The organism is Micromonospora sp. CA-248212 (assembly GCF_050948405.1).
Lineage (GTDB): Bacteria > Actinomycetota > Actinomycetes > Mycobacteriales > Micromonosporaceae > Micromonospora.
On record NZ_CP192023.1, the window covers coordinates 1,149,201 to 1,168,486 of the forward strand.

At 71.4% G+C, this 19,286-nt stretch carries 20 protein-coding genes; 15 read left to right on the forward strand and 5 right to left on the reverse strand.

From position 1 onward, the window contains the following. The first annotated feature begins 51 nt into the window (after positions 1-51). The 4 genes from ACQP03_RS05410 to ACQP03_RS05425 all read left to right on the forward strand — a co-directional run bounded on the left by ACQP03_RS05410 (position 52) and on the right by ACQP03_RS05425 (position 4,343). Positions 52-1,449, forward strand: a complete 1,398-nt coding sequence (locus ACQP03_RS05410; RefSeq protein ID WP_357172862.1) for an FAD-binding oxidoreductase — start codon at positions 52-54, stop codon at positions 1,447-1,449. Next, positions 1,446-2,789, forward strand: coding sequence for a class I SAM-dependent methyltransferase (locus ACQP03_RS05415; RefSeq protein ID WP_357172865.1), 1,344 nt, complete (start codon positions 1,446-1,448; stop codon positions 2,787-2,789). The genes ACQP03_RS05410 and ACQP03_RS05415 overlap by 4 nt, the downstream gene beginning before the upstream one ends. A 134-nt stretch (positions 2,790-2,923) precedes the next feature. Beyond that, the gene (locus tag ACQP03_RS05420; RefSeq protein WP_355051970.1) at positions 2,924-3,481 is read left to right on the forward strand and encodes a helix-turn-helix domain-containing protein; all 558 of its coding nucleotides are present in this window, start codon (positions 2,924-2,926) and stop codon (positions 3,479-3,481) included. Then, positions 3,474-4,343, forward strand: coding sequence for an SRPBCC family protein (locus ACQP03_RS05425; RefSeq protein ID WP_357172868.1), 870 nt, complete (start codon positions 3,474-3,476; stop codon positions 4,341-4,343). Before ACQP03_RS05420 ends, ACQP03_RS05425 begins: the two co-directional genes overlap by 8 nt. A 117-nt stretch (positions 4,344-4,460) precedes the next feature. Here ACQP03_RS05425 and ACQP03_RS05430 read toward each other — a convergent pair whose 3' ends face one another. Both ACQP03_RS05430 and ACQP03_RS05435 read right to left on the reverse strand, forming a co-directional pair. Beyond that, positions 4,461-4,778, reverse strand: coding sequence for a helix-turn-helix domain-containing protein (locus ACQP03_RS05430; RefSeq protein WP_357172870.1), 318 nt, complete (start codon positions 4,776-4,778; stop codon positions 4,461-4,463). Further along, on the reverse strand, positions 4,775-5,140 hold the full coding sequence (locus tag ACQP03_RS05435) for a type II toxin-antitoxin system RelE/ParE family toxin (RefSeq protein ID WP_357172872.1): 366 nt from the start codon (positions 5,138-5,140) through the stop codon (positions 4,775-4,777). Before ACQP03_RS05435 ends, ACQP03_RS05430 begins: the two co-directional genes overlap by 4 nt. 98 nt (positions 5,141-5,238) lie before the next feature. Between ACQP03_RS05435 and ACQP03_RS05440 the strand changes: the two genes are divergently transcribed. The 3 genes from ACQP03_RS05440 to ACQP03_RS05450 all read left to right on the forward strand — a co-directional run bounded on the left by ACQP03_RS05440 (position 5,239) and on the right by ACQP03_RS05450 (position 8,886). After that, positions 5,239-5,472 carry a zinc-ribbon domain-containing protein gene (locus tag ACQP03_RS05440; RefSeq protein WP_355232752.1) on the forward strand — a complete coding sequence of 78 codons (234 nt, stop codon included), beginning with the start codon at positions 5,239-5,241 and terminating at the stop codon, positions 5,470-5,472. A gap of 349 nt (positions 5,473-5,821) precedes the next feature. Further along, positions 5,822-8,077 carry a putative bifunctional diguanylate cyclase/phosphodiesterase gene (locus ACQP03_RS05445; RefSeq protein WP_357396019.1) on the forward strand — a complete coding sequence of 752 codons (2,256 nt, stop codon included), beginning with the start codon at positions 5,822-5,824 and terminating at the stop codon, positions 8,075-8,077. Positions 8,078-8,127: 50 nt separating this feature from the next. Then, the gene (locus ACQP03_RS05450) at positions 8,128-8,886 is read left to right on the forward strand and encodes a MerR family transcriptional regulator (protein ID WP_357396016.1); all 759 of its coding nucleotides are present in this window, start codon (positions 8,128-8,130) and stop codon (positions 8,884-8,886) included. A 7-nt stretch (positions 8,887-8,893) separates the two neighbouring features. Here the strand turns inward: ACQP03_RS05450 and ACQP03_RS05455 are convergent, their stop codons facing one another. Then, positions 8,894-10,309, reverse strand: coding sequence for a serine hydrolase (locus ACQP03_RS05455; RefSeq protein WP_357396015.1), 1,416 nt, complete (start codon positions 10,307-10,309; stop codon positions 8,894-8,896). 446 nt (positions 10,310-10,755) lie between these two features. Continuing rightward, positions 10,756-12,306, reverse strand: coding sequence for a gluconokinase (locus ACQP03_RS05460; RefSeq protein WP_357172884.1), 1,551 nt, complete (start codon positions 12,304-12,306; stop codon positions 10,756-10,758). Between the two features lie 138 nt (positions 12,307-12,444). Here ACQP03_RS05460 and ACQP03_RS05465 point away from each other — a divergent pair, with 138 nt between their 5' ends. The 6 genes from ACQP03_RS05465 (at position 12,445) to ACQP03_RS05490 (ending at position 18,001) form a co-directional block, all read left to right on the forward strand. Further along, positions 12,445-13,593: a hypothetical protein gene (locus ACQP03_RS05465; RefSeq protein WP_357396010.1), complete on the forward strand. Its 1,149-nt coding sequence runs from the start codon at positions 12,445-12,447 to the stop codon at positions 13,591-13,593. 45 nt (positions 13,594-13,638) lie between these two features. After that, positions 13,639-14,184: a WapI family immunity protein gene (locus ACQP03_RS05470; RefSeq protein ID WP_357127897.1), complete on the forward strand. Its 546-nt coding sequence runs from the start codon at positions 13,639-13,641 to the stop codon at positions 14,182-14,184. A gap of 39 nt (positions 14,185-14,223) precedes the next feature. Continuing rightward, a complete protein-coding gene (locus ACQP03_RS05475; RefSeq protein WP_357396007.1) occupies positions 14,224-14,973 on the forward strand; it encodes a MarR family transcriptional regulator in 750 nt (249 codons plus the stop codon). Then, positions 14,970-15,368 carry a VOC family protein gene (locus ACQP03_RS05480; RefSeq protein WP_357172897.1) on the forward strand — a complete coding sequence of 133 codons (399 nt, stop codon included), beginning with the start codon at positions 14,970-14,972 and terminating at the stop codon, positions 15,366-15,368. Before ACQP03_RS05475 ends, ACQP03_RS05480 begins: the two co-directional genes overlap by 4 nt. Before the next feature lie 129 nt (positions 15,369-15,497). Further along, positions 15,498-16,628 (forward strand): epoxide hydrolase family protein, encoded by a 1,131-nt coding sequence (locus tag ACQP03_RS05485; protein WP_357396003.1) that lies wholly within the window; start codon positions 15,498-15,500, stop codon positions 16,626-16,628. A 167-nt stretch (positions 16,629-16,795) separates the two neighbouring features. Beyond that, positions 16,796-18,001 carry a hypothetical protein gene (locus tag ACQP03_RS05490; RefSeq protein ID WP_433460431.1) on the forward strand — a complete coding sequence of 402 codons (1,206 nt, stop codon included), beginning with the start codon at positions 16,796-16,798 and terminating at the stop codon, positions 17,999-18,001. A 30-nt stretch (positions 18,002-18,031) separates the two neighbouring features. Here the strand turns inward: ACQP03_RS05490 and ACQP03_RS05495 are convergent, their stop codons facing one another. Continuing rightward, the gene (locus tag ACQP03_RS05495; RefSeq protein WP_357127883.1) at positions 18,032-18,469 is read right to left on the reverse strand and encodes a VOC family protein; all 438 of its coding nucleotides are present in this window, start codon (positions 18,467-18,469) and stop codon (positions 18,032-18,034) included. Positions 18,470-18,577: 108 nt separating this feature from the next. On the opposite strand from ACQP03_RS05495, the gene ACQP03_RS05500 reads away from it, so the two are divergent. Continuing rightward, the gene (locus ACQP03_RS05500) at positions 18,578-18,973 is read left to right on the forward strand and encodes a type II toxin-antitoxin system RelE/ParE family toxin (RefSeq protein ID WP_433460433.1); all 396 of its coding nucleotides are present in this window, start codon (positions 18,578-18,580) and stop codon (positions 18,971-18,973) included. Then, complete coding sequence (locus ACQP03_RS05505; protein WP_357127877.1) at positions 18,970-19,269, forward strand: helix-turn-helix domain-containing protein; 300 nt, start codon at positions 18,970-18,972, stop codon at positions 19,267-19,269. Before ACQP03_RS05500 ends, ACQP03_RS05505 begins: the two co-directional genes overlap by 4 nt. Positions 19,270-19,286 lie beyond the last annotated feature (17 nt).

Below are 19,286 nucleotides of genomic sequence, written 5' to 3' on the forward strand. Positions count from 1 at the left end.
GGCAGGCGAGGACATCCCACGATTTCCCGGGTGCAGGCGTAAGGTGATCACATGCGCGCTGAGCGTGTGGATCACCCAATTGACCATGATCAAGCGGTGGACACGTTGCGGCGGTCGTACGCCGCGGTGCCCACGGGCGAGCCTGTCCGGCTGGCCAAACGCACCTCCAACCTGTTCCGCCCCCGATCCGCTCCCCGCACCCCGGGCCTCGACGTGAGTGGCCTGAACGGGGTGCTCTCGGTCGATCCGGCCGGGCGTACGGCCGACGTGCAGGGCATGTGCACGTACGAGGACCTGGTCGACGCGACGCTGCCGCACGGGCTGATGCCGCTGGTGGTGCCGCAACTGCGCACCATCACCCTGGGCGGCGCGGTGACCGGCCTCGGGATCGAGTCGACGTCCTTCCGCAACGGACTGCCCCACGAGTCGGTACGCGAGATGGACATCCTCACCGGCTCCGGCGCGATCGTCACCGCCCGTCCGGACTCCGAGCACGCCGACCTGTTCCGCGCGTTCCCCAACTCGCTGGGCAGCCTCGGCTACGCGACGAGGCTGCGCATCGAGTTGCAGCCGATCGGCCGGTACGTGGCGTTGCGCAACATCCGGTTCACCCAACTGGAGGCGCTCACCGACGCGATCGCCGAGGTGAGCGCCACCCGGTCGTGGGCCGGCCAGCCGGTCGACGTGCTGGACGGCGTGATGTTCAGCCCCGGTGAGGCGTACCTGGTGCTGGGGACCTTCACCGACACCGCCGATCCGCCCAGCGACTACACCGGCCAGGCGATCTACTACCGGTCGCTGCGTCAGCGCACCCGCGACGTGCTGACCGCGTACGACTATCTGTGGCGCTGGGACACCGACTGGTTCTGGTGCTCGGCGGCGTTCGGCGCGCAGCACCCGGTCGTGCGCCGGCTCTGGCCGGCGCGCTACCGGCGCAGCGACGTCTACCACCGACTGGTCCGCCTCGAACACCGGCACCAGGTGGCGGCCCGGATCGACCGGCTGCGGGGCCAGCCGGCCCGGGAGCGGGTCGTGCAGGACGTGGAGATCCCGCTGGACCGCATGGCCGACTTCCTGCGCTGGTTCGCGGCCGACGTGGGGATGACCCCGGTGTGGCTCTGCCCGCTGCGGTTGCGCGAGCCGGAGGGGCCCGGTTCCGCGCGGTCGTGGCCGCTGTATCCGCTCCACCCGGGGCAGGACTACGTCAACATTGGTTTTTGGGGGAGCGTGCCGATCGCGTCCGGCGCCGCCGACGGCGACGTCAACCGCACGATCGAACGCAGGGTGTCGGAGCTGGGTGGGCACAAGTCGCTCTACTCCGACGCGTACTACGACCGGGACGCCTTCGATCGCCTCTACGGCGGCGAGACCTGGCGCGCGGTGAAAGACCGCTACGACCCGGACCACCGGCTGACGGGACTGTACGAAAAGGCGGTAGCACGAGCATGAGCCTGACCGACCGAGATCAGGGGGCGGCGAGCGTCCCCGCCACCCCGCCGGCGGGGGGCCGGCGCACCGGCCCGACCGTCGCGGACGTCGTCCGCGCGGTCACCGCCGGGCCGTTGCCGATCCGCATCACCGGGTACGACGGCAGCGCCGTCGGCCCGACCGATGCCGGCATCACCCTGGCGATCCGTACCGAGCGGGGTCTGTCGTACCTGCTCACCGCCCCCGGCGACCTGGGCATGGCCCGGGCGTACGTGAGCGGCGACCTGGCGTTGCAGGGGGTGCACCCGGGTGACCCGTACGAGGCGTTGCGGGTGCTCAAGGACGAGTTGCGGCTGCGCCCGCCGTCGGTGGCCGACGGCGTCGCGCTGGTGCGGGGGTTGGGTTGGGAGCGGCTGATGCCGCCGCCGGCGCCTCCGCAGGAGGCCCAGCCGCGCTGGAAGCGGGTGATGAACGGGCTTCGGCACTCCCGGGTCCGCGACAGCACGGCGATCTCGCACCACTACGACGTCTCGAACGCCTTCTACGAGAAGGTGCTCGGCCCGTCCATGACGTACACCTGTGCGGTCTTCCGGTCCCCGAGCGACACCCTGGAGCAGGCCCAGGCGGCGAAGTACGACCTGGTCGCCGGCAAGCTGGCACTCAAGAAGGGCATGCGGCTGCTGGACGTGGGCTGCGGTTGGGGCGGCATGGTCCGGCACGCCGCGCGCGAGTACGGGGTCAAGGCGCTCGGGGTGACCCTGTCGAAGGCGCAGGCGCAGTGGGCGCAGGCCGCGATCGAGCGGGAAGGGCTGAGCGAGTTGGCCGAGGTGCGACACCTCGACTACCGGGACGCGCCCGCGGAGCAGTTCGACGCCATCTCCTCGATCGGGCTGACCGAGCACATCGGCGTGCGCAACTACCCGTCGTACTTCGGGGCGCTGCGGTCGCGCCTGCGCACGGGTGGACGGCTGCTCAACCACACGATCACGCGCGCCGACAACCGGGCGCCGCACCGTTCGGGCGCGTTCATCGACAGGTACGTCTTCCCGGACGGCGAGCTGGCCGGCCCGGGTCGGCTGATCAGCGAGGTGCACGACGCCGGGTTGGAGGTGCACCACGAGGAGAACCTGCGCCAGCACTACGCGCTGACCCTCGCCGCCTGGTGCCGCAACCTGGTGGAGCACTGGGACTTCTGCGTCTCGGAGGTCGGCACCGGGACGGCCCGGGTGTGGGGTCTCTACATGGCCGGTTCGCGGATGGCGTTCGAGCGCAACGGCATCCAACTGCACCAGGTGCTGGCCACCCACAACGGCCCGGACGGCGTGAACGGCTATCCGCTGCGACCGGACTGGTTGCCCTGATCATCCGCTGAGCGTCGCCTGAGGGTGAGCGTCGCCTGAAGCTGAGCGTCGCCGGAAGCCGCGTCGAGAAAGTCGGCGCGGCTTCTCGCGAAGCGATTGACAAACAAGTTTTGTACGTACAAACTGATTTTGCCATGAGAGACGTCCTGTACCTGGAGCAGATCGAGCAGGCCGAGGTCCTGCTCAAGCCGCAGCGCGTGGAGGTGCTGCGGCAACTGGCCGAGCCGCGCACCTGCACCGAGGTCGCGGCCCGACTCGACCAGACGCCGCAGCGCGTCTACTACCACGTCAAGCAGCTCGTCGCGGCCGGCCTGGTCGAGCTGGTCAACGAGCGCAAGGTTCGCGGGATCACCGAGGGCATCTACCAGGCCGCCGCCCGGTCCTACTGGCTCTCGCCGCGGCTGGTCGGCCGCATCGGGCTGCGCCGGGCCCGCGACGAGCTGAGCCTGGGCTACCTGCTCGACCTGATGGAGGAGGTCCAGGCCGACATCGCCGCCCTGGACCGGGCGGCGCCCGAGCTGCCCTCGATCGGGGTCTCCGGCGAGATCCGGGTGCCCGCCGAGCAGCGCCAGGAGTTCCTGCACGACCTGCAAACCGCACTTCAGGACCTGTTCACCCGCTACGGCGGCAGCGAGGGAGATGCCTTCAAGCTGGCCGTCGCCTGCTATCCGAAAGGGAACGACAATGAGTGAACCGTTGAAGGTGCAGGCCCGCCTGACCGCCCCCGTGGCGCGCGTCCGCCAGGCCCTGACCGACCCGACCGAGCTGCGCCTCTGGCTGGCCGAGCACGCCGAGGTCGAGCTGCCCGAGCGGTACGAGTTCTGGGGCCGCTACACGCCCGAGGGTGACGCCCCGCACCAGCGGCTCCTGCACGCCGACGACGACTCGCTGCGCTTCGGTTGGCTGCTCGACGGGGTCGAGACCACCACCGAGTTCCAGCTCGCCGCCGATGGCCCGGACGCCACGGTGCTCACGCTGACCCAGAGCCACTTCGACTTCGCCGAGGCGATGGACGGCTCCAGCATTCGGGGCGTGCTCCAGACGTACTGGGCGCTGTCCATCGCGAACCTGGCCTCCCACCTGGAGGGCAAGCCGCTGCTGCCGCGCACCGACTTCACCTCCGCGGAGCTGCGCGGCGAGCTGGTCATCGCGGTCCCCGCCGACAAGGTCTGGGAGTCCCTGACCGACTCCGAGCAGGCCAGCGCCTGGTTCGGCTACCCCATCGGGATCGAGCCCTGGGTCGGCGGCCGGTACGCCATGGGTGGCTTCGAGCACGGCTACGCCGCCAAGATCGTCGACCTGGAGCCCGGCCGGCGGATGTCCGTCGACTGGGGACCGACCGGCGTCACCAGCTGGGAGCTGGCCGAATCCGGTGGCCGTACCACGCTGACCTTCGTACAGAGCGGCTTCGACGAGACCAACCCGCCGTACGCTGCCTGGTCCGGCTCGGTGGCCGGCCTGTTCGAGCTGCGCCGCTTCCACGAGATGGCGGCCTGGCAGCCGATCTGGCTCGCCGAGGAGGTCCCCGGCCTGGAGCCCCAGCCCACCCTCTGACCGTCCCGCCGTGATCGTGCTCGATCAAGGATTTAGTGGCCTCGTTCGCACCTCGAAGGCACTACATCCTGGATCGAGCACGATCTTGTGCGTGGGGAGAGGGTGCTGCCCGCACGCTCACGCGATGGCTGCGATATCACCGTCGTCGAAGTAGATGGCTTGGTGCAGTCGACCGCCGAGGGCGACGGCGTATCGGGCCACCACCTCCTGGCCGGAGATCCGGCCCTGCTCGATCTGGGACACCCGACCCTTCGTGACACCCATGCGCTCGGCGATCTGCTGCTGAGTGAAGCCGCGGGCTCGTCGTACCTCGGCGAGTCGGTGCCCGACGACCTGCGCGAGCAGTTCCTGCTTTCCGGCTTCGACGGCCTCCTCGCCACCGGCCCGCTGTACGTACTCCGACCGAATGTCCGACCACCGCACATGCCCACTCATCGTTGGCCCCCCTCCTGCTGCGCGCGTTCCTTCAAGTAGATCTCGTAGCGTTGCTCGGCGAGCGGGATGGCCTGTTGATACCAGCTCTGCCACTGGCCTGCCTTGTCGCCCGCGACCAGCAGAATGCTTGCGCGCCAAGGGTCGAAGACGAAGAGGATGCGGACGGTGCCAGGTCGCAGCTCCTTGAGGTTTGCCAGTGCCGACCCGCTGATCGTGTCGACCAGAGGGCGGCCCAGTCCGGGTCCTGCCTCGGCGAGCGCGTCGATCGCCTGGACGACCCGGACGAAAGTCGCCTCGTCCAGGCTGTCGATCCAGGCGCGGACCTCGTCGACGACGAAGACCTCCCACTCATCCTGCGGCATCCGGGGAGTATATCAATCGCTATACCGCCTTGTGCGGATCTTGCAGCTCGTGGGGCGGGTTCGGTGACTTTTCGGGGTGGAGTGGGTACTGCCGTGCGATGTTCCTCATCTTTGGTCTGCGTACCAAGGTCGACCGGTCCGGTGTCGTGCAGGAGGTCTGCCGTCACTGCGGCAACCACGCCGCACAGGTGATCACCCGCCGGTCGACGAAATTCACCCTCTTCTTCATCCCACTCATCCCGATCCGCACCCGGTACGCCCAGCAGTGCACGTTCTGCGGCGCGGAGTACGAGATCGCCAAGTCCGACGCCCAGCGTCTCCCGGTCGGCTGAGCCGCAGATGGCCCGCTTCCTGTGCTGGCTGATCGGCCGACCCCCGTCGGCCGGATCCGTCGTGTACACCGCCACCCGCCCGCCGTGCACTCCCGGCCGGCGTAAACGGCGACCCGTCCGCCGTCCGCTGGCCGGCACCGCCTTACCCCGCTCACCCTGGAACCGCTCCGCCGGCCGCTGACCCGACCTGTCGCCGGCACCGGACACCGACCGCCAGGACAGCCCGGGGAGACCGCATCGGCCTGGATGTTCGGCCCTGGCGGCGTTCCCGGGCGCTGGCTAGGCTTTCGAGGTTTGCCGTGGACCGGTCCGCCCGACTGTGCACACCCGACGAAGAGCCGGAGCGACCGTGTCGCGACAGGACGTGAAGCAGGCCGCGGGGCAGCTCAAGCCCATCGGCCCGATCGTCGCGATCGCGGTCCTGGTCGTGGAGGCCGGCTGGTTGGCCGCCGCGCTGCCCGGCGCGGCGCTGGTCAGCGACGTGGGCGCGCTCCTGGTCGCCGGCTGGGCGACAGTCGCCTGTGCCGGCGTGGCCCGTCGACACCCGGCCCCGTTGCGCCGGTTCTGGACGCTGCTCGCCGTCACCATGGCGCTCGCCGCGCTGGGTCGGGGAATCTGGACGGCGCAGCGGCTCGTCGGCGACGACCTGCCGCACAACGCGCTGATCGGGGTCGTCTTCAGCGCCGGCATCCTCACCGGCACCGCCGCGCTGCTCAGTTCCCCGTCCGGACCGCGGACGGCCGTCGGGCGGGCCCGGACGCTGCTGGACGGCGTGATCGTCGCGCTGGCGCTGGTGCCGGTCGGCTGGGTGCTGGTGTTCCGTGGGGTTGCCGCCGCCGAGTTGGCCGATCCGGCGCGCACGCTGGGGCTGCTCTACCCGATGTTCGACCTGATGCAGCTCACCATCCTGGTGGCGGTGGCCGGTCCGGCGCGGCCCCGGTGGCGGCCGATGCGCGTGCTCGCGGCGAGCCTGACCATCCGGGTGGTGGCCGACGTGGTGTACGTCTCGCTGGTCGCCCGGGGGGACTACGCCGCCGGCCACCCCATCGACCTGTGCTGGCCGCTGAGTTACCTCCTGATCGGGCTGGCCACCGCCAGCCGACCGCCGCCGGACTGCGACGGCACCGACGAGACCGCCGAATCCCCGCTGCCGCCGTGGTGGCGGGTGGCGCTGCCGTACCTGCCGGTCGGCGGGGCGATCATCGCGGTGCTGCTGGCCCGCCGGCCGACCGGCCAGACTCCACCGCTGGTCTTCGTGACCATGATGACCCTGCTCGCCGCCCTCGCCGTACGGCAGGGGCTGGCCGCCAACGAGAACCTGCGCCTGGTGGCGCGACTGCGCCGGCTTGCGTACGGCGACCAGCTCACCGGGCTGCCGAACCGGCTGCTGTTCAACCGACTGCTGCGGCTGGCCCTGCGGGACGGTCGGCCGGTGGCCGTCCTGCTGCTCGACCTCGACGGGTTCAAGCAGGTCAACGACCGGTTCGGGCACGCCACCGGCGACGCCCTGCTGACCGGGCTGGCGGCTCGGATGCGGGCTGCCGTGGACGGCGACGGCACGATCGCCCGCCTCGGCGGCGACGAGTTCGCGGTGCTGGTCGAGGGGGACCGGCCGGTGTCACCGGAGCACCTGGCCGAACGCCTGCTGGACGCGCTGCGCCCGTCCGAGGGGGAGGAGGACGTGGGTGTGCACCCGTCGGCGAGCATCGGCATCGCCGAGTACGGGCCGCAGCACGCCTCCCACTCCGACCTGCTGCGCGACGCCGACATCGCGATGTACGCGGCGAAGGCCGCCGGCAAGTCCGCGTACCGGACCTGCACCCCGGCGCTGCGTGAGTCGGCCGTGACCCGGGCGGAGCTGATCGCCGATCTGCGCCGGGCCGTCGACGAGGAGCAACTGCACCTGGAGTTCCAGCCGATCGTCGACCTCGCCACCGGTGCGGTACGCAGCGCTGAGGCGCTGGTGCGCTGGCGGCACCCCCGACTGGGGATGTTGCCCCCGGCGCGGTTCCTGCCGCTGGCGGAGGAGACCGGCCTGATCCTCCCGATCGACCGTTGGGTGATCCACGAGGCGTGCCGGGCGGCGGCGACCTGGCGGGCCCGCGCGCCGGAGGCGACGGTCGCGGTGAACATCGCCGCCGCCCACCTGCGCCGGCCGGACCTCATCGCCACGGTCACGGCGGCCACCGCCGGCGCCGGGCTGGCACCCCGGGCGTTGACGCTGGAGCTGACCGAGTCGGCGTTGATCGAGGGGACCGACGCCGTGCTGGAACGGCTGCACCAGCTCCGGGAACTGGGCATCCAGATCGCCATCGACGACTTCGGCACGGGCTACTCGTCGCTGAGCTACCTGCACCGCATCCCGGCCACCGAGTTGAAGATCGACCGTTCGTTCGTGGCCCGCCTCGGCACGGACGACCGGGCGTACGCCACGGTGGAGATGGTCACCCGGCTGGCCGGCGCGTACGACCTGGCGGTGATCGCCGAGGGGGTGGAGACCGAGCGCCAGCACGACGCGGTCACCGCCATCGGCTGCCCGCGCGGGCAGGGCTTTCTGTACGGGCGTCCGGACAGCCCCGCCACGGTGGGTCAGAATCGGGCTTGACCCTGACGTAGCGGCAGGTAGGAGCCTGGTTTCCGGAAGGGAGGGGAACCATGGCGTACACGGTGGGTCAGGTGGCGAAGATCGCCGGCGTGACGGTACGGACGCTGCACCACTACGACGAGGTCGGTCTGCTCTCGCCCAGCGGGCGTACCTCGGCGGGTTACCGCCGCTACGACGACGCGGACCTGCAACGGTTGCAGCTCGTCCTGTACTACCGCGAGCTGGGTTTCCCGCTTGAGGAGATCACCGCGATCATCGACGACCCGGCGGCCGACCCGGCCGCGCACCTGCGCCGGCAGCACGAGTTGCTGACGGAACGGATGAAGCGGTTGCAGGAAATGGTCACGGCGATCGAGTTCGCGATGGAGGCGAGCAAGTTGAACATCCAACTCACCCCGGAAGAGCGGTTCGAGGTCTTCGGTGACTTCCGACCGGAGGAGTACGAGGCCGAGGCGGAGCAGCGTTGGGGAGGCACCGACGCGTACCGGGAGTCGAACCGCCGGGCCTCCCGTTACGGCAAGGAGGACTGGCTGCGGATCAAGGCGGAGAACGAGGACTGGGGTCGACGGATCGTCGCGCTGATGGCCTCGGGCGCGCCGGCCGACGGCCCGGAAGCGATGGACCTGGCCGAGGAGCACCGGCAGATCATCAGTCGCTGGTTCTACGAGTGCTCGTACGAGGTGCAGACCGGGTTGGCCGACATGTACATGGCCGACGAGCGGTTCACCGCGTACTACGAGAAGATCGCCCCGGGGTTGGCCGCTTACATCAGTGAGGCGATCCACGCCAACGCGATCAGCCGGGCCTGACCGGGGCTCACTCCTCGACCGCGCCGTCGGATGGCGGGACCAGGAAGTCGTAGACGGTCCTGGCCATCCGGCGGACGGTCTCGTCCCCGGTCACCATCGGCCCGGCGGTGAGGAACGCGACGGCGGTCTCCGTGCCGGGGATCAGGTAGTAGCCGACGTCGTGGGAGGCGTCCGGCAGGTCACCGGTCTTGTGGGCCACCGGGACGCCGGGTGGCAGCGCCGCCGGGATCTTGGTGTTCAGGGTCTGCTCCCGCATGAAGCCGATCATCAGGTCCCGGGAGGCCGGGGTGAGGACCTCGCCGTCCCAGACCGCGCCGAGCAGCGACACGACGTCGTCCGGGCTGGTGTAGTTCTCCTCGCCGCGCTGCGCTGCCGCGCTGTCGAGCATCCGCCGGGCCAGGATGGTGGAGCGCTGGTTCATCGAGTCGATCAGCGCGTTGACCGGGGCGAACCCACCCAGGTAGGTGATCAGCACATTGGCCGCGACGTTGTCGCTGTACTTGATCAGATAGCGTGCGAGCCGGTACAGCGTGACCACCTGCGGGAACGTCTCGAACTGGAGCTGGCCGGTGCCGCCCACCACGTCGGCCGGCGTGACCAGCACGCCGTCGTCGAGAGACACCTGTCCACAGTCGACCCGGCGCAGGAGTTCGACCAGGATCCAGAGCTTGATGACGCTCGCGGCCTTGGGACGCAGCGACCCGTTGACCGAAACCTGCTGGTCCCCGTACCGGCCGGAGAGGTCCCGGACGGTTGCGCCAGCGGGGTTGAGGCTGGCGTCGGCGACCACCCGGGCGAGCTGTCCGCTGAGCGGGAACAGCCGTGCTCCCGCGACCGGGTCGGTGGGCGGCTGCGGGCTGGTGACCACCACTCCGGTGAGCGTCGTCGGCGGGCGGTGCCGCTGGATCACCTCAAGCGTGCCCTCGCTGCGCCCGACCAGCGGCACCCGGTAGCGGTAGGCGGTCCCTTCGACGACGACCGCCCCACTGGCCACCCCGGCGGCGACCCGCATGTCCGGGTCGGCGACCCGGCCGGTGTCGCCGTCGCAGGCCCGGTACCGCACGGTGTGCCCGAGCGAGTCCACCGCGAACGCCCCGCCAGGGAACGACAGCCAGGACACCTCGCTGGTCGGCGCCCGCTCCGGCGTCGGCTCCACGCCCGGCTCGTCGCTCCGCCCGCCCGTGTCGTTCGGCCCGCCCGTGTCGCTCCGCCCGCCCGTGTCGTTCGGCCCGTCCGTGTCGCTCGGGCCGTCCGTGTCCTTCGGCCCGGTGTCGGCGGTGGGTCCGTCGGCTGCGTACCCCAGGGTCGTTCGGTGGTTCGGGCCGGGACCGTCGGCGGTGGCCGGGCCGGTCGTCGCCGCGACGACCAGCGCGATCGCCGCCGCAAGCAGGGAAGATGAGCGCTTCTTGTCGCTTTTCCTCACGTTTGTACGATAAGAAGCGTTGGCGGCGGATGGGGCTGCCGGGGCGTGAGTCACCCGTCCGGGAGACCGCGCCCGCGAGAGCGTGATGCCTCAGTGGCATCAAGATGACTCACCGGCATCACGCTCAACACCGAACGGCCAGCCCCGCGCCGAGCCGGTCGCCGGTCGCGTCGCCCGCCGGTCGAGCCGGTCGCCGGTCGCGTCGCCCGCCGGTCGAGCCGGTCGCCGGTCGCGTCGCCCGCCGGTCGAGCCGGTCGCCGGTCGCGCCGGTCGCCGGTCGCGTCGCCCGCCGGTCGAGCCGGTCGCCGGTCGCGTCGCCCGCCGGTCGAGCCGGTCGCCGGTCGCGCCGGTCGCCGGTCGCGTCGCCCGCCGGTCGCGTCGCCCGCCGGTCGAGCCGCCAGCCGGTCGAGCCGCCAGCCGGTCGAGCCGGTCGGCGGTCGAGCCGGCTACATCGGCGGTCCCGGGGTGGGTGGCTCGGCGGGCAGGCCGGGTGCCAGGCGACGCATCGACGTGAAGGTCGGCACCAGCGCCTCGTACAGCTCGGCGAAGAGGGGCAGCAGCGCCGCGTAGGTGGCGGCGGCGGCCGGGTCGGGACGGATGGTCTCCTCCATCTGGACCAGGTCGGCGGCGACGTCGATGCTGGGGATCAGGCCCAGCGCCTGCATGCCGAGCAGCGCCGCGCCGAAGCTCGACCCCTCGCGTCCGGCGGGGAAGCTCACCGGCATGCCGAGCACGTCGGCGAGCATCTGTCGCCACAGGCCACTACGGGCGAAGCCGCCACCGGCGCGGATCTCGCGGACCTCGTTGCCGGCCGCGCGGACCGAGGTGAGGACCAGTGCGAGTTGCTGGCAGACCCCCTCCATGGCGGCCCGGACGAGGTGTTCGCGGCGGTGCCCGTGGGTCAGCCCGACGTACGCGCCGCGGGGCAGGGCGCTCCAGTGTGGAGCGCGCTCGCTGTGCAGGTAGGGCAGCATGATGAGCCCGCCCGAGCCGACCGGCGCCCGGGCTGCCAGGGCGACCAGGTCCTCCTCGGGATGCTCGCCCAACTCCGGCGCGAGCGCGGCGCCCGCCCACTTGAGGACGATGCCGCCGTTGTTGATCGCGCCGCCGACCGCCCAGCGGTCCTCGGTGAGCGCGTAGCAGAACACTCCGCCCAGCGGGTCGACGCCGGGGCGCTCGACCATGACCCGCATCGCGCCGCTGGTGCCGATCGAGCAGGCGACCATGCCGGGGTGCACCGCGCCCAGACCCAGGTTGGCCAACGGCCCGTCGCCCGCCCCGACCACCACCGGCGTGCGCCGCGGCACGCCGATGGCGTCGGCGGCCCGCGCGGTGAGGCCGGGCAGGACGGCGGTGGTGGCGACCAGTCGGGGCAACCGCTCCCCGGTGACGCCGGCGATGGTCAACGCCTCGGCGTCCCACTCGAGGGTGTGGATGTCCATCAGGCCGGTGGCCGAGGCTATCGAGTGGTCGGTGACCAGTTCTCCGCAGAGTCGCAGCAGCACCCAGTCCTTGATGCCGACCCAGTGCGTGACGCGTTCGAAGAGCTTGGGTTCCTGCTCGGCGAACCAGAGCAGCTTGGGCAGGGGCGACATCGGGTGCATGGGCGTACCCGTGCGCCGGTGCAGCGCCAGCCCGGACGGCACCGCCCGCAGCCGCTCGGCCTGCCGGGTGGCCCGGGAGTCGGCCCAGGTCACCGACGGCGTGAGCGGGTTGCCGGCCGCGTCGAGGCCGATGAGGCTGTGCATGGCGGAGCAGAACGCCAGGCCGGAGATCGGTGCGGCCAACTCGGCCACCACGGTCCGGAGCGACTCGACGACGGCGGCGAGGATCACGTCCGGGTTCTGCTCGGCGTACCCGGGGTGCGGGTCGTCGAGGGGATAGCCGACGAAGTGGCTGGCGATCAGCCGCCCGTCGGTGTCGTACGCCATGGTCTTGGTGCTCGTGGTGCCGATGTCGATCCCGATCACCACACCGGGCGGGGTAGCTGGCGGCATGACCGTCAGTATCGCCCTATCGTCCGGGTTGATCCGCCGTTCGGGTAGTTCGCCCGTCTTGGCGTGTCCCGGCCGACCGTCACAACTGTTAATCCGAGTGCACCCCAGATTGGTGGCCTACGCGGCGAAGGAGTCGGCGTGGCAAAGACTGATTCGACGGGTTCCACATGGCGGTACCGCTGGGCGCAGCGGCAGAACGTGCGGCGGATCAGCACGTACCGCGGCGCGGAGACGGCCTGGCGGCGACGCGACGACGAGTTACGGCGGCTGCGCGCCCTGGCCGCCGACTTCCACGGTTCCGCCGCGGCCGGCGCGGGCCTTCCACTCGAACTCGTCGACGACGAGGTGGTGCTGTGGGCGCTGCCCGCCGCGCAACTGGTCGAGGTGCGACACACGGCCGTGCTGCCCGCGCCGGACCTCACGGTCGCCGTGCCGGCCGCGCCGCTGCGTCCGCGCCGACCCGACGGCGTACGCGTCACCGACGCCGGCATGGCCGTCATCACCAGCCGCCGGTTGGTGCTGCTCGGCGGGCGCGGTCGGCGCGACTGGGCGTACGGCCGGATCACCGGCCTGACCCACGACCCGGTGGGGCCGGTGACCCTGATCCAGGTGCTGGACCGGCGTCGTACCTCCGGACTGTTGCTGCCCACCGACGCGGCGGCGGACTTCCGGTTCAAGCTGACGCTGGCCTTCGCCGACTCGATCGAGCAGCGAGCCGCGGTGCTCGCCCAGCTCGACGAGTTGATCGCGGAGCACGACCAGCTCAAACCGTTCCGGCCGGCGGTGGCCACCCCGGCGCAGGCCCGGCTCTCCGCGCTCGTGCCCGGCGGTCGCCGGTCCATCGCGGTGGCGGCGGCGGTCGCGCTGCTCGTACCGGCGGCGCTCTTCGAATCGAACCCGTCGGACCCGACCGGGGGCGCGGAGGTCGCCGTGGCGGCCACGCCGGCACCGGCCGCCAGCGGGCCTCCCGCGCTGCTGCGGCCGGCGGTCCCGCGGCCCGCGCCCACCACCACGCCCAAGCGGAAACCGTCGCCACGCCCGTCGTCGAGCGCGACGTCCGGGCCGCGCTGCGGGGCGCCGGAGAACCCCCTGGGGTACGACTTCTGCGGCGGGACGAGGGTTCGCCGGCCCGCCGTCGAGGTGTGCGACTGGTTCGACTGCGTGCCGCAGTTCTGGGCGGGCCGGGGCTACCTCGTGCAGTGCCGGGACGGCTCGGTCAGCCTCGCGGGTGGCCGGGCGGGCGCGTGCGCTGACCACCGGGGCGTCCGGCGGACCGTCACGAAGTAGCGCATTTTGACCCGAACGCTCGTTCAGGTCAGTCAGAATGATCGAGTGGAGATCCGATCCGACGACGGTGCCCGGGTGCGGATCCGCCCGGTCGGCTACCAGCCCGGCATCGACCCGCCCGACGACCCCGAGCTGGCGGCGCCGGGCTGGCAGGACTGGCTGCTCATCGAGGTGGACGCCCGGACCGCCGACGGTCAGACCTGGTCACATCACTACCCGAGCCTGCTCGTCGAGGAGGCCCGCGCGCTGGGCAGTTGGCTGCACGGCCAGGCGGCGGCGGCCGGCGGTCCGAACCCGCCACCGGCGATGGTCCGCTTCACCGAACCCAACCTGGCGCTGCGTACCCGGGTGATCCGTCGACGTCGGCTGGAACTGATCGTCGAGTTCTCCGCCGAGTCGCTGCCCCCGTGGATGCGCCGGCCGGCCACCGCCATCTACCCGCTGGTCCTCACCGTCTCGGCCGACGCTCTCGCCGTCGCCGCGGCCCAGTGGGTCGGGCACTGCGAGGCGTACCCGCCGCGTACGCGATCGCGGTTCCCGGCCGACGATCCGCTGCTCGGCTCCCTGTCGCGTCGGCGACGAGCGGGCTGACCCCTATTACATCAAATCAGTTTGATGTAATCTACGGGAGTGAGGTCATCCGGCACCAGCGCGCCACCGGGGTTCGTGACCGCCGCGGGGCACCCCGTGCGGTGGGGCCTGCTCAGCGAACTGGCCCGTGGTGACCTCGCCGTACGCGAGCTGACCGCCCGTCTTGGCCAGCCGCAGAACCTCGTCTCGTACCACCTCGGCAAGCTCCGTAGGGCCGCGCTCGTGACCGCCCGGCGCAGCAGCGCCGACGGGCGAGACACCTACTACTCGCTCGCCTTGGCCCACTGCGCCGGCCTGCTGTCGGACGCTGGCGCGGCCCTGCATCCCGGGCTGCGGCTCGCCCCGCCGTCGCCGGCCACCTCGGTGACCGGCCGGGTGTTGTTCCTGTGCACCGGCAACAGCGCCCGCTCGCAGATGGCCGAGGCGCTGCTGCGGGAACGCACCGCCGGCGCCGTGCAGGCGTACAGCGCCGGGAGCCGACCGAAGCCCGTCCACCCGCACGCGGTGACCGTCATGTCGGCGCGCGGCATCGACCTGCGCTTGGCCCGACCCACGCACCTCGACGAGTTCACCGGTCAACCGTTCGACGCCGTGATCACCCTCTGCGACCGGGTCAAGGAGGTCTGCCCCGACTTCCCCGGAGGCCCGCACAGCGCGCACTGGAGCATTCCGGACCCGGCCGCGGACCCCGACGGGCTACCCGCGTTCGAACGGGTCGCCGACGACCTCGCCCAGCGGATCGACTTCCTGCTGCACACGCTCGCCACCCCAGGAGAGAGGGCATCATGACCAGCCCCATCGATGACAGCACGGTCAGCGTGCGGTACCTCGTCGACGACGTGGCCGCCGCGATCGACTTCTACACCGTCCACCTCGGCTTCACCTCGGCCAGCGCCTTCCTGCCCGCGATCGCCGACGTGCGGCGCGGCAACCTGCGGCTACTGCTCTCCGGTCCGGCCAGCTCGGCGGGCCGGGCCCTGCCCGACGGCCGCCGTCCCCGGCCGGGTGGCTGGAACCGCATCCACCTGATCGTCGCCGACCTCGACGCCGAGGTTGCCCGGCTGCGTACGGCCGGAGTGGGTTTTCGCAGCGACGTCGTCAGCGGCCCGGGAGGCCGGCAGATCGTCCTGGACGACCCCTCCGGCAACCCGGTCGAGCTTTTCGAGCCCGCTCAGGTACGGTGATCCCCGTCAGCGACGAGAAGGAGGTGAGCCCCGTGAACACCCGTTGTCACGCCTGGGCGCCCTTCTCGTCCGTCCCCCTCAGCTGACGCCTTCGGGTCGGGGAGTGCGCCCTCCCTTATCGGAGGATCAATGTCTGTCTCCCCGTTCCGCATCGACGTGTCCGATGCGGTCCTCGATGACCTGCGGGCTCGACTGGCCCGCACCCGCTTCACCGACCGCAGCGGCCACCGACCGTGGCAGGGCGGCGTCGATCCCGACTACCTGCGGGACCTGGTGTCCTACTGGCACGACGGGTTCGACTGGCGTGCCCGGGAGGCCGCGCTCAACGCGTACCCCCAGTATCTGACGCTCGTCGGCGGCCGGAAGCTGCACTTCGTGCACGTCCGCGCGGACCGTCCGGCGGGTACGCCCGCACCGCCGCCGTTGCTCCTGAGCCACGGCTGGCCCAGCAGCTTCGTCGAGATGCTGCCCCTGGTCGACCGGCTGACCAGCCCGCTCGGGGGCGCGTTCGACGTGGTGGTGCCGTCCCTGCCCGGCTTCGGCTACTCGGAGCTGCCCGACGAGCCGCTGACCCGGGCGGTCCTCGCCCGGACGCTGCACGAGTTGATGACCGACGTGCTCGGCTACGAGCGCTACGGTGCCTTCGGCGGCGACGTCGGCGGGGTCGTCACCGGTTGGCTCGGTGCCCGGTATCCGGAGCGGGTGGCCGGCATCCACATGATCCATCCACCGTTCCCGGCCAGCTTCGACGACCGACCGCTGTCGGCGGCCGAGCAGGCGTTCCTGGACGCCGAGGCCGCGTACGACGAGACCGACGGCGGCTACAGCGCCATCATGGGCACCCGTCCGGACACCCTGGCAGCGGCGCTCGCCGACTCACCCGCCGGGCTGGCCGCGTGGCTCGTCGACAAGTACCGGGACTGGAGCGACAACCACGGTGACCTGGCGAACAGCATCGACCGGGACACCCTGCTCACCATCATCACGCTGTACTGGGTGACGGGCACGATCGGCTCGTCGTTCCGGCAGTACGCCGACTTCGACCACAACACGCCACGACCCGACATCACCGTGCCCGCCGCGTTCACGGTGAGCACCGAACCCTCGCAGGCGAACTTCCCCCGTTCGATCGCCGAGCGGGCCTGCACCGACATCCGGCACTGGAGCGAACCGGGCCGGGGCGGGCACTTCATGCCGCTGGAGGAGCCCGATCTGCTCGCGGCTGAGCTGAGGGAGTTCTTCACCTCTCTGCGGCCGTAGTGCTGTCTCGGCGGCTGCTCCGGTTCTCTGCCGGAGCAGCCGCCGGCAGCGGGCTACGCGCTGCGTTCCGTCAATACTCTTCTTTCGGGCGCAACGGGATACATCGATCCCGGTCGCGTTGCCTGTCACGTACGTGAGCGGTTGTAACGCGTGTGACCGTGACCTCTGTGGCCCACGTCCCCTGGCGGACCGCCTGGGCCGAGCGCGAGAACGAGCGCCGGCAGCGCGCGTACCGGCACGCCATCGACGCCTGGCAGCGCCGCGACGACCACCTGGTCCGGCTCCGCATCGAAGCCGCCAGCTTCATCGGGTGTACGCAGCCCCGCACCGGCCTGCCGGTAGAGCTCGATGACGACGAACTCGTCTTGCGCGTCCTTCCCGTCGCCACGCTTGTCGAGGCCGAGGCGCGGCACGTCCCCGGGCTGCCCACGCCGGGTTCGTGTTCCTTCGCTGAGCCGTCTTCGGAGGCGCTGCCGCCGGGCCTGCGGGCGGTCGACACCGGCATGGCCGTGGTGACCAGCCGACGGGTGGCCTTCGGCGGCCGGGAGCACCGGCGCGAGTGGCGGTACGACGACCTGGTCGGCCCCGCCCACCACCCCGACGTCCCGGTCACCCTGCTGCCCGACCGCGGCCGACTGGACGGGCTGCTGGTCCCGTCCGGTGCCGTGGTGAACTTCCGCTTCTATCTCACCCTCGCGACCAGCGAGGATCGCGCCGCTGTCGTCGCCCAGATCGACGAACTGCTGACCGCCCACCGGGCCGCTCCGCCCGCGCCTCCTCTGGGGGTGGGGCCCGACGACGCGCCGCTGAAGGCGGTACGCCTCGACCGGCGCGCGGTCGGTGCCGCCGCCGTCGCCGCAGTGGTGTTCGTGACGCTCGGACCGGGTGCTCTGGGCCCTGGAGCGTCAGGTCCCGTCGGCCCGGTGCCCTCGGCGGAGATCGTCGCGATGGACCTGCCGAGGGCTGGGGCGGTGTTCGTGCCGCTCGGGCCCGTCGGGCCGGTGCCAGCCAGGACGCGGCTCGGCTCGGCCGTCAGTGCCGTATGGACCGCCCCGCCCGCCTCGACTGTCCGGCCGTCGGCCCCGACAGATGTCTCTACAGCGGTGCCCCCTGTCGTAGCGGTGGCCCTGCCACCGGTCGCCGCGCCGCCCGTCGTCCCGACCCGTTCGCCGAGTCCGGTGCCGACGCCGGTCCCCAGCACAGACCCGCCCGCGTCAGCCCTGCCGACGCCGCCCGTCGCGTCGGCCTCACCGACGCCGACCCCGACTCTGACGGCTACGCCCTCACCGAATCCCGAGTTGCTGGCTGTCTGTCTGGACCCTCTTCAACTGCCGGTGCTGGACCCGCTGCTCTGCCCGTCCCCGGCACCATGATCGGCGTCTTGGCTGTTTGCCGCCGCTTGCTCAGTCCATGGCGCTGAAGTCGGGGACGGTGAGGGAGCCGTCCTCCGCAAGGGCGAAGCCCGGGTTCCAGGCGATCTCCCACAGGTGACCGTCCGGGTCGGCGAAGTAGCCGGCGTAGCCGCCGTAGAAGGTCTCCTGGGCTGGTTTGGTCACCGTCGCGCCTGCCTTGGTCGCGGTGGCGATCACCTCGTCGACCTCGGCTTGTGAGCGGACGTTCTGGGCGAGGGTCACCCCGCCGAAGCCGTCGGTGCCCGGGTCGTCGATGCCCGCGTCGGCGGCCAGCTTGTCGCGGCCCCAGAGGACGAGGGCCAGGCCGCCGGCCTGGATGAAGACCGTCCCCTCGACCTCCTGGCCCCGCCAGCCGAGGTGCTCGTAGAACGCCTTCGCGCGGGCCACGTCCGCGACTCCCAGGGTGATGAGGCTGATCCGCTGTTCCATGGTCTTCAACCTAACGCGCAGTTCCGCCGCCGGTTAGGCAGGCGGCCCCGACGATGTGGCCGCCCGAGCGGCCAGGGCAGCACCGAAATCATCGCCAACACGCGTTTGATGGAGTTCGGTGAGATCGACTTAACCCATAGCATCGATGCTATGGGTTGGGGTAGCGTGGAGCTGGAACCAGAGGTCCGAGACTGGCTGGAGGAACTATCAACTGCCGACTTCGCTCGAGCGGCGTTCTACATCGATCTTCTGGCCGGCCGAGGCGTCTTGCTCGGAGAGCCGCACAGCAGACAGCTTGACGGCAAGCTGCGTGAGCTGCGGTTTTATCTGGAGCGCGACGCAGTCCGCGTGACCTACTGGATTGCCTCCGACCGGAGGATCATCCTGCTCACGGTGTTCCGCAAGACGCGGATGCGGGAGGACCGGGAAGTCGAGCGGGCTCGCCGCGCATTCGAGCGATGTGTGGCGGAGCGGCACATCGTGGACGAGAGGGCAGAGCGATGAGTGATCGCCTGGACTGGAACGACCTGCGTGAGCACCGGATGGCGGAGCCGGGGGCGGCCGAGACGTACGAGGCCACCCGGATCGCCTTCGAGCTTGGCCAGGAGGTGCGCAACCTGCGCGAAGGGCACGGCTGGAGTCAGAGCCAGTTGGCGCAGGCCGCGGGCATGACGCAGTCCGCGGTGGCACGCTTCGAGGCGGGCGGGACTGTGCCGACCCTGCCGGTCCTGGAGAGGTTAGCCCGGGCTCTGGATCGACGGCTGGACGTCAGGTTCGCCTCAAACGCGGACGCAGCTTGACCAACCGCCGGTGAGGG

Bases quoted from the DNA above. Each gene is read 5' to 3' on its own strand.
- ACQP03_RS05435 (WP_357172872.1), bottom strand. From the start codon at position 5,140: ATGCCGCAGGATGAGTGGGAGGTCTTCGTCGTCGACGAGGTCCGCGCC.
- ACQP03_RS05485 (WP_357396003.1), top strand. From the start codon at position 15,498: ATGTCTGTCTCCCCGTTCCGCATCGACGTGTCCGATGCGGTCCTCGAT.
- ACQP03_RS05415 (WP_357172865.1), top strand. From the start codon at position 1,446: ATGAGCCTGACCGACCGAGATCAGGGGGCGGCGAGCGTCCCCGCCACC.
- ACQP03_RS05500 (WP_433460433.1), top strand. From the start codon at position 18,578: ATGGAGTTCGGTGAGATCGACTTAACCCATAGCATCGATGCTATGGGT.
- ACQP03_RS05480 (WP_357172897.1), top strand. From the start codon at position 14,970: ATGACCAGCCCCATCGATGACAGCACGGTCAGCGTGCGGTACCTCGTC.
- ACQP03_RS05495 (WP_357127883.1), bottom strand. From the start codon at position 18,469: ATGGAACAGCGGATCAGCCTCATCACCCTGGGAGTCGCGGACGTGGCC.
- ACQP03_RS05450 (WP_357396016.1), top strand. From the start codon at position 8,128: ATGGCGTACACGGTGGGTCAGGTGGCGAAGATCGCCGGCGTGACGGTA.
- ACQP03_RS05460 (WP_357172884.1), bottom strand. From the start codon at position 12,306: ATGCCGCCAGCTACCCCGCCCGGTGTGGTGATCGGGATCGACATCGGC.
- ACQP03_RS05425 (WP_357172868.1), top strand. From the start codon at position 3,474: ATGAGTGAACCGTTGAAGGTGCAGGCCCGCCTGACCGCCCCCGTGGCG.
- ACQP03_RS05440 (WP_355232752.1), top strand. From the start codon at position 5,239: ATGTTCCTCATCTTTGGTCTGCGTACCAAGGTCGACCGGTCCGGTGTC.
- ACQP03_RS05420 (WP_355051970.1), top strand. From the start codon at position 2,924: ATGAGAGACGTCCTGTACCTGGAGCAGATCGAGCAGGCCGAGGTCCTG.
- ACQP03_RS05410 (WP_357172862.1), top strand. From the start codon at position 52: ATGCGCGCTGAGCGTGTGGATCACCCAATTGACCATGATCAAGCGGTG.
- ACQP03_RS05505 (WP_357127877.1), top strand. From the start codon at position 18,970: ATGAGTGATCGCCTGGACTGGAACGACCTGCGTGAGCACCGGATGGCG.
- ACQP03_RS05430 (WP_357172870.1), bottom strand. From the start codon at position 4,778: ATGAGTGGGCATGTGCGGTGGTCGGACATTCGGTCGGAGTACGTACAG.